This is a genomic window from Pseudomonas oryzihabitans (assembly GCF_007665395.1).
Classification (GTDB): domain Bacteria; phylum Pseudomonadota; class Gammaproteobacteria; order Pseudomonadales; family Pseudomonadaceae; genus Chryseomonas; species Chryseomonas psychrotolerans_C.
This window is the reverse complement of record NZ_VDND01000006.1, coordinates 272,343-285,354: the sequence shown is the minus strand read 5'-3', so window position 1 is coordinate 285,354 and position 13,012 is coordinate 272,343. Positions and strand designations below refer to the sequence as shown.

10 protein-coding genes are annotated in these 13,012 nt (G+C 64.0%); all 10 read left to right on the top strand.

Translation table 11 applies throughout. From position 1 onward, the window contains the following. Positions 1 to 5: 5 nt before the first annotated feature. The 10 genes from FSV73_RS15005 (at position 6) to FSV73_RS14960 (ending at position 12,980) form a co-directional block, all read left to right on the top strand. Positions 6 to 2,810, top strand: coding sequence for an LPS-assembly protein LptD (locus tag FSV73_RS15005; RefSeq protein WP_145008643.1), 2,805 nt, complete (start codon positions 6 to 8; stop codon positions 2,808 to 2,810). Next, positions 2,791 to 4,086 (top strand): peptidylprolyl isomerase, encoded by a 1,296-nt coding sequence (locus tag FSV73_RS15000; protein WP_145008642.1) that lies wholly within the window; start codon positions 2,791 to 2,793, stop codon positions 4,084 to 4,086. The genes FSV73_RS15005 and FSV73_RS15000 overlap by 20 nt, the downstream gene beginning before the upstream one ends. A 50-nt stretch (positions 4,087 to 4,136) precedes the next feature. Continuing rightward, positions 4,137 to 5,132: a 4-hydroxythreonine-4-phosphate dehydrogenase PdxA gene (gene pdxA / locus FSV73_RS14995; protein ID WP_145008641.1), complete on the top strand. Its 996-nt coding sequence runs from the start codon at positions 4,137 to 4,139 to the stop codon at positions 5,130 to 5,132. A 288-nt stretch (positions 5,133 to 5,420) separates the two neighbouring features. Continuing rightward, complete coding sequence (gene rsmA, locus FSV73_RS14990) at positions 5,421 to 6,212, top strand: 16S rRNA (adenine(1518)-N(6)/adenine(1519)-N(6))-dimethyltransferase RsmA (protein WP_145008640.1); 792 nt, start codon at positions 5,421 to 5,423, stop codon at positions 6,210 to 6,212. 34 nt (positions 6,213 to 6,246) lie between these two features. Next, positions 6,247 to 6,633 (top strand): Co2+/Mg2+ efflux protein ApaG, encoded by a 387-nt coding sequence (gene apaG / locus FSV73_RS14985; protein WP_145008639.1) that lies wholly within the window; start codon positions 6,247 to 6,249, stop codon positions 6,631 to 6,633. Positions 6,634 to 6,641: 8 nt separating this feature from the next. After that, positions 6,642 to 7,463, top strand: a complete 822-nt coding sequence (locus FSV73_RS14980) for a symmetrical bis(5'-nucleosyl)-tetraphosphatase (RefSeq protein WP_145008638.1) — start codon at positions 6,642 to 6,644, stop codon at positions 7,461 to 7,463. Continuing rightward, positions 7,460 to 7,786: a thiosulfate sulfurtransferase GlpE gene (gene glpE, locus FSV73_RS14975; protein WP_145008637.1), complete on the top strand. Its 327-nt coding sequence runs from the start codon at positions 7,460 to 7,462 to the stop codon at positions 7,784 to 7,786. Before FSV73_RS14980 ends, glpE begins: the two co-directional genes overlap by 4 nt. A gap of 385 nt (positions 7,787 to 8,171) precedes the next feature. Beyond that, positions 8,172 to 10,094: a PrkA family serine protein kinase gene (locus FSV73_RS14970; protein ID WP_145008636.1), complete on the top strand. Its 1,923-nt coding sequence runs from the start codon at positions 8,172 to 8,174 to the stop codon at positions 10,092 to 10,094. Positions 10,095 to 10,170: 76 nt separating this feature from the next. Next, positions 10,171 to 11,442, top strand: a complete 1,272-nt coding sequence (locus FSV73_RS14965) for a YeaH/YhbH family protein (RefSeq protein ID WP_145008635.1) — start codon at positions 10,171 to 10,173, stop codon at positions 11,440 to 11,442. Further along, the gene (locus FSV73_RS14960; protein ID WP_145008634.1) at positions 11,439 to 12,980 is read left to right on the top strand and encodes a SpoVR family protein; all 1,542 of its coding nucleotides are present in this window, start codon (positions 11,439 to 11,441) and stop codon (positions 12,978 to 12,980) included. The genes FSV73_RS14965 and FSV73_RS14960 overlap by 4 nt, the downstream gene beginning before the upstream one ends. The last annotated feature ends 32 nt before the right edge of the window (positions 12,981 to 13,012 follow it).

Here is a 13,012-nt window from a genome sequence, read left to right as displayed (position 1 = left end):
TAAGGATGGCCGTGAAAACCCCCGCGTTTCGCAGAAAATTCCCCCTCTTGGTAACCGGCAGCCTGCTCGCCATGCAGCCCGTCACCGCCCTCATCGCCGCGCCTGCCGAGCAGTTCAGCTGCAGCGCCGGGGCCGGCGGTGGCTGGTCGTGCAACACCCAGGCACCGACCACGGCCATTCCACCCCGCCCCAGCAAGGGTGAGACCCAGGGCGTCGCGGCGGAGCCCGCCGCGCGCAAGGGCGACGATGCCGTGCTGGTGACGGAGAGCAAGGGCCGCGCCCTGAAGTCCCGCAGCGCCGACTACAGTCACCTGGACTGGGTGCCGCGCGACCAGCTGACCCCGGCCCAGTTGGCCGAGACCGGTCCCTACTGCAGTGGCGCCTATGTCGAGCCGCAGCGTCCGGGCATGAACGACGACACCCCGACGGCCAAGGCGCCGACCTACGTCTCCGCCAAGGCCTCGCGCTACGAGCAGGAGCAGCAGGTGGCCACCCTCGCCGGCGACGTGGTGCTGCGCCAGGGCGGCATGCAGGTGGAGTCCCAGGAAGCCAACCTGCACCAGCTGGAGAACCGCGGCGAGCTCAAGGGCAACGTCCGATTCCGCGACAACGGCCTGTTGATGGTCGGCGACAAGGCCGACCTGCAGCTGGACAACGGCCAGGTCCAGGTCGACAACGCCGAATTCGTTATGCACCAGAGCCATGCCCGCGGCAGCGCGCTCTATGCCAAGCGCGGCGATGACGCCATCATCCGCCTCAAGGATGGCACCTATACCACCTGCGAACCGGGCAGCAACGCCTGGCAGGTCAAGGGCAATACCGTCACCCTGAACCCGGCCACCGGCCTGGGTTATGCGACCAACGCCACCTTGAGAGTCAAGGACATCCCGGTCCTCTACACGCCGTTCATCTATTTCCCGATCGATGACCGTCGGCAGTCCGGCTTCCTGGCGCCCTCTATCAGTACCTCCAGCGACACCGGCTTCGCGATCACCACGCCCTACTACTTCAACCTGGCGCCCAATTACGACGCCACCCTCTATCCGCGCTACATGGCCAAGCACGGCCTGCAGACCGAGGGCGAGTTCCGCTACCTGACCCGCAGCAGCGAAGGCCAGGTCTACGGGTCCTACCTCAAGGACACCGACCCGGAGCACGAGGGCGAACCGGAGGCCACCGACAACCGCTGGCTGTACGGCTGGAAGAACCGCAGCGGCCTGGATTCGCGCCTGATGGCCGAGGTGGACTACACCCGCATCAGCGATCCTTACTACTTCCAGGACCTGGACACCGACCTCGGCATCAACAAGCCGACCTACGTGAACCAGCAGGGCCGCCTGACCTACCGTGGCGACACCTTCGTCGCCGGCCTCAACGCCCAGGCCTACCAACTGGCCACCGTCTCCGACGTGACGCCCTACAACCGCCTGCCGCAGCTGACCCTGACCGGCGCCCTGCCCTACAACCCGGGCGGCCTGGACTTAACCTACGATACCGAGGCGGTACGCTTCACCCGCAGCTTCGACGACAACACCTACTTCGACCTGGACGACAACGGCAATCGCACCAACGTACGCAATCGTCCCGACGTCAACCTGTTCGGCCTGACCCGCGCCGAAGGCAATCGCTACCACGTCGAACCGGGCATCTCGCGGCCCATGACCGCATCCTGGGGCTTCCTGACGCCGTCGCTGCGCTACGCCTATACCCGCTACGATCTGGATCTGGACAGCACCGGGCAGAATGACCTGAATTCGCCGCTGGTGGGTGGTGGCCGTCGGGCCTCGGCCGGCTCCAGCGTGACCAGCTTCAACGACAGCCCGACCCGCTCGGTGCCGATCTTCAGCCTCGACAGCGGCCTGTATTTCGATCGCGCCTCGAATCTGTTCGGCGAAGGCGGCAAGCAGACCCTGGAACCGCGTGCCAAGTACCTGTATGTGCCCTATCGCGACCAGGACGACCTACCGGTATTCGATACCGGCGAGTACACCTTCAGCTACAGCTCGCTGTGGCGCGACAACAGATTCACCGGCCGTGATCGCATCGGCGATGCCAACCAGTTGGCGCTGGGCGCCACCAGCCGCTTCATCGAGCCCGATGGTTTCGAGCGGGCCAACGTAAGCTTCGGCGAACTCTTCTACTTCCGCGATCGCGACGTCCAGCTGCCCGGCCTGACCAAGGACGACCTGGCCTACTCCCGCAGTCTGGGGCAGAATTTCGACAATCCCCAGGCCACCACCTCGCGTTCGCCCTATGCCCTGGCCGGCATGTATCGCTTCAACCGCGATTGGCGGGTGAATGGCGAATACAACTGGGATCCGGTGTTGCACCAGACCGACTCCGGCAGCGTCATGTTCCACTACCAGCCGGAAGCCGAGCCGGGCAAGATCGTCAACCTCGGCTATCGCTATCGTGACAACGTGCGGGTATTCGATCCGAACCTCGGCCGCTTCACCTACAACAGCGACGACTACAAGATCGACCAGCACGACATCTCCTTCATCTGGCCCATCGTGCCGCAATGGTCCGCCATCGCCCGCTGGCAGTTCGACTACAACAAGAGCCGCACCCTGGAAGCCTTCGGTGGCTTCGAGTACGACAACTGCTGCTGGAAACTGCGTCTGATCAGCCGCTACTGGCTCAAGAGCGAAGACGACGTCTACTACACATCGCAGAGCTCCGAAGCCGACCGCGGGATCTTCCTGCAGATCGTGCTCAAGGGACTCGGCAACGTCTTCGGCGGCAAGACCGAAGGCTTCCTGGACAGAGGCATTCAAGGCTATCGTGAACGTGAAGACCAAGCTATGTAACGCCCTGCGCCCGCTCGCCCTGGGCGCGGCGCTCGCCCTCACCCCTTTGGCTCAGGCCGCCGTGGTACCGCTGGACAAGGTCGTGGCCATCGTCGACAACGACGTGGTCATGCAGAGCCAGCTCGACCAGCGTCTCAACGAGGTCAAGCAGAACATCACCCGGCGTGGCGCTGCCGCGCCGCCGGAAGGCGAGCTGCGCCAGCAGGTGCTCGAGCGCCTGATCCTGGAAGACATCCAGCTGCAGCTGGCCGGGCGCATGGGCGTGAAGATTTCCGACGATGAGCTCAATCAGGCCGTGGCCACCATCGCCCAGCGCAACGGCCTGAGCGTGGCCGAATTCCGCCAGGCCCTGGCCCGCGACGGTCTCTCCTACGATGCCGCTCGCGAGCAGGTCCGCCGCGAGATGATGATCAGCCGGGTGCGTCAGCGCCAGGTCGGTCAGCGCGTGCAGGTCACCCAGCAGGAGGTGCAGAACTTCCTCGCCTCCGACCTGGGCAAGCTGCAACTGTCCGAGGAATACCGCCTGGCCAACATCCTGATCCCGGTAGCGGACAACGCCGGTACCGCCGGTCTGGACGCCGCCGCGCGCCAGGCCCAGGACACCTACAACCAACTGCGCCAGGGCGCCGACTTCAACCAGCTGGCCATCGCCCGCTCGGCGGGTGACAACGCCCTGGACGGCGGCGAGATCGGCTGGCGCAAGGCGGCCCAGCTGCCGCCGCCCTTCGACCGCCTGATCGGCAGCGTCGGCGTGGGCGGCATCACCCAACCGGTGCGCGTACCGGGCGGCTTCGTCATCCTCAAGGTGGAAGAGAAGCGTGGCGGCGAGGCGAGCATCGTCGATGAGGTGCATGTGCGCCACATCCTGCTCAAGCCCAATGCCGTGCGTAGCGACGAAGAGACCCAGCGTCTGGCGGCGCGCCTGCGCGAGCGCATCCTCAACGGGGAAAACTTCGCCACCCTGGCCAAGAGTTTCTCGGAAGATCCCGGCTCCGCACTCAATGGCGGCGACCTGGGCTGGATCAATCCGGAATCCCTGGTCCCGGAATTCCGCGAAGTCATGAACAGTGCGCCGGTCAACCAGCTGTCGCAGCCGTTCCGCACCTCCTTCGGCTGGCACATCCTGGAAGTCCTGGGGCGTCGGGCCACCGACAACACCCAGCAGGCGCGCGAGCAGCAGGCGCTCAACCTCCTGCGCAACCGCAAGTACGATCAGGAACTGCAGACCTGGTTACGCCAGATCCGCGACGAAGCCTACGTCGAGATCAAGCCGTAATCTCCAGGCCGCAGGCAACCCCTGCGGCCTTTTCGTTTCAGGAGCTGTGCATGGTCCTGCGCTTCGCCCTCACCCCCGGTGAACCCGCCGGCATAGGTCCCGACCTCTGCCTGCTGCTGGCCCGCGAGTCCCAGCCCCACGCCCTGATCGCCATCGCCAGCCAGGAGCTGCTGGCGACCCGCGCCGCCGAGCTGGGCCTCGCCATCCGGCTGATCGAGGTGGCCCCGGACGCCTGGCCGGATAACCCAGCGCCAGCCGGCGCGCTCTACGTCTGGGATACGTCCCTGGGCGCCGTCGTCACCCCCGGCCAGCTCGACAGGGCCAATGCCGCCTATGTCCTAGAGACCCTGACCCGCGCTGGCCAGGGCTGCCTCGACGGCACCTTCGCCGGCATGATCACCGCCCCCGTGCACAAGGGCGTGATCAACGACGGCGGCGTGGCCTTCTCCGGGCATACCGAATTCCTCGCCGAGCTGACCCAGACCCCCCAGGTGGTGATGCTGCTGGCCACCGCGGGCCTCAGGGTCGCCCTGGTCACCACTCACCTGCCGCTACGCGACGTGGCCGATGCCATCGACCGCCAGACGCTGCTGGACGTGACCCGCATCCTGCACGGCGACCTGCAACGCTACTTCGGCGTCGAGCACCCGCGCATCCTGGTCTGCGGGCTCAATCCCCATGCCGGCGAAAGTGGTCACCTCGGGCGCGAAGAGCTCGAGATCATCGAGCCCGCGCTGGAGAGCCTGCGCGCCGAAGGGCTGGACCTCGTCGGCCCGCTGCCGGCGGATACCCTCTTCACCGCCAAGCACCTCGACCACTGCGACGCGGTGCTGGCCATGTATCACGACCAGGGCCTGCCGGTGCTCAAGCACAAGGGTTTCGGCGCCGCGGTCAACGTGACCTTGGGCCTGCCGATCATCCGCACCTCGGTCGATCACGGTACCGCCCTCGACCTGGCCGGTAGCGGACGGATCGACACCGGCAGTCTCAGGGTCGCCCTGGATACCGCCTACAGCATGGCAGCCCATCGCCGTTCGGCGACTTAAGAGGCTATTCATAACCTCGCGAGCTAGAGCCAAACAAGGCGCAACGACCAACGGGAGTAACAGCCAGAGGCTGGCCCGAAGGGTGAGCACCAGCGAATCAGAGACCTGAGGAAGCGGAGTTTACAGATGGTAAATGAGCATTCCGAAGGTCTTTTCAACGCAGTTTGGCCGACGCGCAGCAGGTTATGAATAGCCTCTGGGCGCTCCGGGGGCGGCCAAGGGTCTGCTAAACTGGCAGGTCTTTGCCGTCTTAAAATCGCAGGCCCGGTGCCTGCGCCGGAGCACCAGATGACCGAGCTCTACCAACACCGCGCCCGCAAGAGGTTCGGCCAGAACTTCCTGCACGATGCCGGGGTGATCCATCGCATCCTGCGCGCCATCCATGGGCGACCCGGCGAGCGGCTGCTGGAGATCGGCCCGGGCCAGGGCGCCCTGACCGAGGGGCTGCTGAGCAGTGGCGCCCAGCTCGATGTTATCGAACTGGACAACGACCTGATCCCGCTGCTCAGGCTCAAGTTCGGCCTCAATCCGCTGTTCACCCTGCACCAGGGTGACGCCATGAAGTACGACCTCGCCAGCATCGCCGGCAGCGATCGGCTGCGGGTGGTGGGCAACCTGCCCTACAACATCTCCACCCCGCTGATCTTCCATCTGCTCAGCTTCGCCGACGTCATCGCCGACATGCACTTCATGCTGCAGAAGGAGGTGGTGGAACGCTTGGCCGCGGTGCCCGGCAATGGCGACTGGGGCCGGCTGTCGATCATGGTGCAGTACCACTGCCGCGTGGAACATCTGTTCAACGTCGGCCCGGGCGCCTTCAATCCGCCACCCAAGGTGGACTCGGCCATCGTGCGCCTGGTGCCCCATACCGAGCGGCCCCACGTGGCCCGGGATCCGGCGCTGCTCGAACGCGTCGTCCGCGAAGCCTTCGGCCAGCGCCGCAAGACCCTGAGGAATACCCTCAAGGGCACCCTGGACAGCGCCGCCATCGAGGCCGCCGACGTCGATCCCGGACTGCGCCCCGAGCAACTGGACCTGGCCGCCTATGTGCGTCTGGCCAATCAGCTGGCAGCCCAGTAGGCCCCTTCTCCCCTTACTCGTCGAGATTCCCGCCGTGACCGAGCCCGATCCGCGCTACCTCATCACCGTGCAGGTCAGCACCCGCTACCTGCCCGAACAATCCAGCGCCAGCCAGGAGCGCTACGCCTTCGCCTACGACGTGAGCATCCGCAACGACGGCCGTCTGCCGGCACAACTGCTCAGTCGCCACTGGATCATCACCGATGGCAACGGCGAGGTGCAGGAGGTGCGGGGTCCCGGGGTGGTGGGTGAGCAGCCGCTGATCGCCCCGGGCGAGACCCACAGCTATTCCAGCGGCACCCTGATGCCGACCCAGGTGGGCAGCATGAGCGGCAGCTACCAGATGGTCGCCAGCGACGGCCATGCCTTCGAAGCCGCCATTCCCACCTTTCGCCTGGCCGTACCCGGCTCGCTGCACTAGGAGTCCCGATGACGTTGTACGCCGTGGGCGACCTCCAGGGTTGCCTCGACCCGCTCAAATGCCTCCTCGACGAGGTCCGCTTCGATCCCGCGCAGGACTGCCTCTGGCTGGTGGGCGACCTGGTCAATCGCGGCCCGCAGTCGCTGGAAACCCTGAGATACCTGTACGCCCTGCGTGATTCGGTGGTCAGCGTGCTGGGCAACCACGACCTGCACCTGCTGGCGGTGGCCTTCGGCGGCGCCAAGCTGAAGAAACAGGACACCCTGAGCGACATCCTCGCTGCGCCCGACCGTGACGACCTGTTGCACTGGCTGCGTCATCTGCCGCTGATCCAGCACGATGCCGAGCGCAATTGCGTGCTGGTCCATGCCGGGCTGCCGCCGCAGTGGACGCTGGAGCAGGCGCTGGGCCTGGCCGGTGAGGTGGAAGCCGTGCTGCGCGATGACCAGGCCCACGTGCCCTTTCTCGAGCAGATGTATGGCAACGAGCCGTCGCTCTGGCAAGATGAGCTGCAGGGCCAGGAGCGCCTGCGCCTGATCACCAACTACCTGACGCGGATGAGATTCTGCAGCCCGGAAGGTCGTCTGGAATTCAAGAGCAAGGAGGGCCTGGACAGCGCCCCGGCCGGCTTCGCCCCCTGGTTCAGCCACAGTCACCGGCTGACCCGCGACGTGCGCATCCTGTTCGGCCACTGGGCCGCGCTCAAGGGTCGCTGCGCGGCGCCCAACGTCGAGGCCCTCGACAGCGGCTGCGTCTGGGGCGGCGACATGACCCTGCTCGACGTCGACGGCAACCGCCGTCATCTCTGCAGTTGCAAGGAGAAGAAATGAGCGAATTCACCTGTATCTCCCCCGAACGGGCGCTGGAACTACGGAGCCAGGGGGCGCGGATCGTCGATATCCGCGATCCGCACAGCTACGCCACCCTGCACGTCGCCGGCGCCCAGCGGGTCGACAACCAGAACATCCACGACTTCATCGCCGCCGCCGATCTCGACGAGCCGCTGCTGGTGTTCTGCTACCACGGCCATTCCAGCCAGAGCGCCGCGGCCTTCTTCGCCGGCCAGGGCTTCAGCCAGGTCTACAGCGTCGACGGCGGCTTCGAACACTGGCGCAGCCAATATCCCGACGAGACCGCGAGCGGTCAGGCCTGAGCACGCGAGCGGGCCTTTAACACAGACGATTGACGCTGTGGTTACAAGAATAAACCGAATTGGCTCTTCCACATCTCGCAGATAGGACTATTCTGGGATCAGGCCCTCCGGAAACGGCGGGTTCGACAACCGGCTTTGGACCATCGGTGTAACCACTGGAGATTCGGGGGAATTCCAGGGGGACCGGCTCCATCGGTCTCCTTCGTGCGTCTCTCGAAACCCAACCCTAACCTGCAGGCGTGTAAGGATCGATTAGGCAAGACGACAGCGAAGGTATTGCAGACGTTATCTTTCGTCGCCCGGCATGACCGCTCCCCACCGGTAGCAAGGCAAGGCTCCAGGCATCGATTCCAAGCTGGTCCAGGGTATCCAGCGAGGAGACGTCATGAGCATTTTCAGTCACTTCCAGGAGCGTTTCGAAGCGACTCGCCAGGAAGAGTATTCCCTTCAGGAATACCTTGAGATCTGCAAGAAGGATCGTACCGCCTTTGCCAGTGCCGCTGAGCGCATGCTCATGGCCATCGGCGAACCCGAACTGGTGGACACCGCCAGTGACTCACGTCTATCGCGCATCTTTTCCAACAAGGTCATCCGTCGCTATCCCGCCTTTGCCGACTTCCATGGCATGGAAGACTGCATCGAGCAGATCGTGTCCTATTTCCGCCATGCGGCGCAGGGCCTGGAAGAGAAGAAGCAGATCCTCTATCTGCTCGGCCCGGTGGGTGGCGGCAAGTCGTCCCTCGCGGAGAAACTCAAGCACCTGATCGAGAAGGTCCCCTTCTACGCCATCAAGGGCTCGCCGGTATTCGAATCGCCCCTCGGGCTGTTCAACCCGGACGAGGACGGCCAGATCCTCGAAGAGGACTACGGCATCCCGCGCCACTACCTGCGCAGCATCATGTCGCCCTGGGCAGCCAAGCGCCTGCAGGAATTCGGCGGCGACATCAGCAAATTCAAGGTGGTCAAGCTCTACCCCTCGATCCTCAACCAGGTGGCCATCGCCAAGACCGAACCGGGTGACGAGAACAACCAGGACATCTCCGCCCTGGTCGGCAAGGTGGACATCCGCAAGCTGGAGGAATATCCGCAGAACGACGCGGACGCCTACAGCTATTCCGGCGCCCTGTGCCGGGCGAACCAGGGCCTGATGGAATTCGTGGAGATGTTCAAGGCCCCGATCAAGGTCCTGCACCCCCTGCTCACCGCGACCCAGGAAGGCAACTACAACAGCACCGAAGGCCTCGGCGCCCTGCCCTACAGCGGCATCATCCTGGCCCACTCCAACGAATCCGAGTGGCACACCTTCCGCAACAACAAGAACAACGAGGCCTTCATCGACCGGATCTACATCGTCAAGGTGCCCTACTGCCTGCGCGTCTCCGACGAGATCCACATCTATGACAAGCTGCTGGTCAACAGCTCCCTGGCCAATGCCCACTGCGCACCCGATACCCTGAAGATGCTGGCGCAGTTCTCGGTGCTCTCGCGGCTCAAGGAGCCGGAGAACTCCAACATCTATTCGAAGATGCGCGTCTACGACGGCGAGAACCTCAAGGACACCGATCCCAAGGCCAAGTCGATCCAGGAATACCGTGACAGCGCCGGCGTCGACGAGGGCATGAACGGCCTCTCCACCCGCTTCGCCTTCAAGATCCTTTCGCGGGTGTTCAACTTCGACGCCAACGAGGTGGCCGCCAACCCGGTGCACCTGCTCTATGTACTGGAGCAGCAGATCGAGGCCGAGCAATTCCCGGCCGAGACCCGCGAGCGCTACATGAGATTCATCAAGGAGTACTTGGCGCCGCGCTACGTGGAATTCATCGGCAAGGAGATCCAGACCGCCTACCTCGAGTCCTACAGCGAATACGGCCAGAACATCTTCGACCGCTACGTGCTCTACGCCGACTTCTGGATCCAGGACCAGGAATACCGCGATCCGGAAACCGGCGAGATCCTCAATCGCGCTTCCCTCAACGAGGAACTGGAGAAGATCGAGAAGCCGGCCGGCATCAGCAATCCGAAGGATTTCCGCAACGAAATCGTCAATTTCGTGTTGCGCGCCCGTGCCAACAATAACGGCAAGAATCCGAGCTGGCTGTCCTACGAGAAGCTGCGCGCGGTGATCGAGAAGAAGATGTTCTCCAACACCGAGGAGCTCCTGCCGGTCATCAGCTTCAACGCCAAGGCCAGCAAGGAAGACCAGCAGAAGCACAGCGACTTCGTCACCCGCATGGTCCAGCGCGGGTACACCGAGAAGCAGGTACGGCTGTTGTCCGAGTGGTATTCACGGGTACGCAAGTCGCAGTAAGGCAGCCTGAGGCTGAACCCGCGACGGCGCGCCAGACGCGGCGTCGCGGCGTCCTGCAATAGCCCGGAGGGCCTGTATGAGTTATGTCATCGACCGGCGTCTAAACGGCAAGAACAAGAGCACGGTGAACCGCACGCGTTTCCTGCGGCGCTATCGTGAGCACATCAAGAAGGCGGTCGAGGAAGCCGTGAGTCGGCGCTCCATCACCGACATGGAGCATGGCGAGCAGATCAGCATTCCTGCCCGCGACATCGACGAACCCGCCCTCTACCAGGGCAAGGGCGGACGCCAGACCATCGTCCATCCGGGCAACAAGGAATTCGTCAGCGGCGAACGCATCCCGCGTCCCCAGGGCGGCGGTGGCGGTCAGGGCCAGGGCAAGGCCAGCAACAGCGGCGAAGGCATGGACGAATTCGCCTTCCAGATCACCCAGGACGAATTCCTCGACTTCATGTTCGAGGACCTGGAGCTACCCAACCTGGTCAAGAAGCAGCTGACCGGCACCGACACCTTCAAGACGGTGCGCGCCGGCATCAGCAACGAGGGCAACCCCGCCCGCATCAACATCATCCGCACCCTGCGCGCCTCCCACGCCCGACGCATCGCCCTGTCCGGCGGCAGCCGCAACAAGCTGCGCGAGACGAAGGCCGAACTGGCACGGCTGCGCGTGGAGGAGCCCGACAACCTGGGCGATATCCAGGCCCTGGAAGCCGAGATCGAGCGACTGCGCGCGCGCATCGACAAGGTGCCCTTCCTCGACACCTTCGACCTCAAGTACAACCTGCTGTCCAAGCAGCCCAGCCCCAGCTCCAAGGCGGTGATGTTCTGCCTGATGGACGTCTCCGGCTCCATGACCCAGGCGACCAAGGACATCGCCAAGCGCTTCTACATCCTGCTCTACCTGTTCCTCAAGCGGAACTACGAGCGTATCGAGGTGGTGTTCATCCGCCACCACACCAGCGCCAAGGAAGTGGACGAGGAAGAGTTCTTCTACTCCCGCGAAACCGGCGGCACCATCGTTTCCAGTGCCCTAAAGCTGATGCAGGAAGTCATGGCCGAGCGCTATCCGGTCAACGAATGGAATCTCTATGCCGCCCAGGCCTCCGACGGCGACAACTGGAACGACGACTCGCCCATCTGCCGGGAGATCCTGACCAAGCAGATCCTGCCATTCATGCAGTACTACACCTACGTGGAGATCACCCCGCGCGAGCACCAGGCGCTGTGGTACGAATACGAGAATGTTCGCGGTGCCTTCCCGGATTCCTTCTCGCAGCAGCAGATCGTCTCGGCGGGGGATATCTATCCCGTGTTCCGCGAACTGTTCCAGCGGAGACTCGTGTCATGAAACGTGAGCCCATCTCCACCGGCTCGGAATGGACATTCGAGCTGATCCAGACCTACGACCGGGAGATCGCCCGGATCGCCAAGCGCTATGCGCTGGATACCTATCCCAACCAGATCGAGGTGATCACCGCCGAGCAGATGATGGATGCCTATGCCTCCGTCGGCATGCCCATCGGCTACAACCACTGGTCCTACGGCAAGCACTTCCTGCACACCGAGAAGCACTACAGCCGCGGTCAGATGGGGTTGGCCTACGAGATCGTGATCAACTCCGATCCCTGCATCGCCTACCTCATGGAAGAGAACACCGTGACCATGCAGGCGCTGGTGATCGCCCACGCCTGCTATGGCCACAACAGCTTCTTCAAGGGCAACTACCTGTTCCGCACCTGGACCGATGCCAGCTCCATCATCGACTACCTGGTGTTCGCCAAGCAGTACATCACCCAGTGCGAGGAGCGCCATGGCATCGATGCCGTGGAAGACCTGCTGGATTCCTGCCATGCCCTGATGAACTACGGCGTGGATCGCTACAAGCGGCCCTACCCCATCTCCGCCGCCGAGGAGCGCCAGCGGCAGAAGGAGCGCGAGGAGCAGCTGCAGCGCCAGGTCAACGACCTCTGGCGGACCATTCCCAAGAGCGCCGGCAAGGAAGCGCTGGAGGAAGGCGCACGCTTCCCCGCCGAACCCCAGGAAAACATCCTCTATTTCCTGGAAAAGCACGCGCCCCTGCTGGAGCCCTGGCAGCGCGAGGTGATCCGCATCGTGCGCAAGATCGCCCAGTACTTCTATCCGCAGCGCCAGACCCAGGTGATGAACGAGGGCTGGGCCACCTTCTGGCACTACACCCTGCTCAACGACCTCTACGACGAAGGCCTGGTCACCGACGGCTTCATGTTCGAATTCCTGCAATCCCACGCCGGGGTGATCTACCAGCCGGGCTTCGACAGTCCCCACTACAGTGGCATCAATCCCTACACCCTGGGCTTCGCCATGTTCCGCGACATTCGGCGGATCTGCGAGGATCCCACGGAGGAAGATCGCCGCTGGTTCCCCGACATCGCCGGCAGCGACTGGCTGGCCACCGTCACCTTCGCCATGAAGAGCTTCAAGGATGAAAGCTTCATCCTGCAGTTCCTCTCGCCCAAGGTGATCCGCGACCTCAAGCTGTTCAGCATCCTCGACGACGACCAGCGCGACGAACTGGAAGTGGCGGCCATCCATGACGACGGCGGCTATCGCCTGATCCGCGAACAGCTCGCCGCCCAGTACAACCTGGGCAATCGCGAGCCCAATGTGCAGATCTGGAACGTCGACCGCCGGGGCGATCGCTCCCTCACCCTTCGCCACTTCCAGCACGATCGCAAGCCGCTGGGTAATTCCACCGAAGAGGTGCTCCGGCACCTGCATCGGCTGTGGGGCTTCGACATCCGCCTGGAAAGCATGAGGGGCGAAGACGTCGCCCAGAGCTTCCAGGTGCCGCCCCGCCACGAGAGCCGCGAGCACGACCGGCGCCTGGATCTGGCTTCGCCGATCTGAGCCGCTCGCGCTTTCAGGCTATCCTAGACCTC

Coding starts and splice junctions, on each gene's coding strand:
- FSV73_RS15005 (WP_145008643.1), top strand. CDS start 6: ATGGCCGTGAAAACCCCCGCGTTTCGCAGAAAATTCCCCCTCTTGGTA.
- pdxA (WP_145008641.1), top strand. CDS start 4,137: ATGGTCCTGCGCTTCGCCCTCACCCCCGGTGAACCCGCCGGCATAGGT.
- rsmA (WP_145008640.1), top strand. CDS start 5,421: ATGACCGAGCTCTACCAACACCGCGCCCGCAAGAGGTTCGGCCAGAAC.
- FSV73_RS14980 (WP_145008638.1), top strand. CDS start 6,642: ATGACGTTGTACGCCGTGGGCGACCTCCAGGGTTGCCTCGACCCGCTC.
- glpE (WP_145008637.1), top strand. CDS start 7,460: ATGAGCGAATTCACCTGTATCTCCCCCGAACGGGCGCTGGAACTACGG.
- FSV73_RS14970 (WP_145008636.1), top strand. CDS start 8,172: ATGAGCATTTTCAGTCACTTCCAGGAGCGTTTCGAAGCGACTCGCCAG.
- FSV73_RS14965 (WP_145008635.1), top strand. CDS start 10,171: ATGAGTTATGTCATCGACCGGCGTCTAAACGGCAAGAACAAGAGCACG.
- FSV73_RS14960 (WP_145008634.1), top strand. CDS start 11,439: ATGAAACGTGAGCCCATCTCCACCGGCTCGGAATGGACATTCGAGCTG.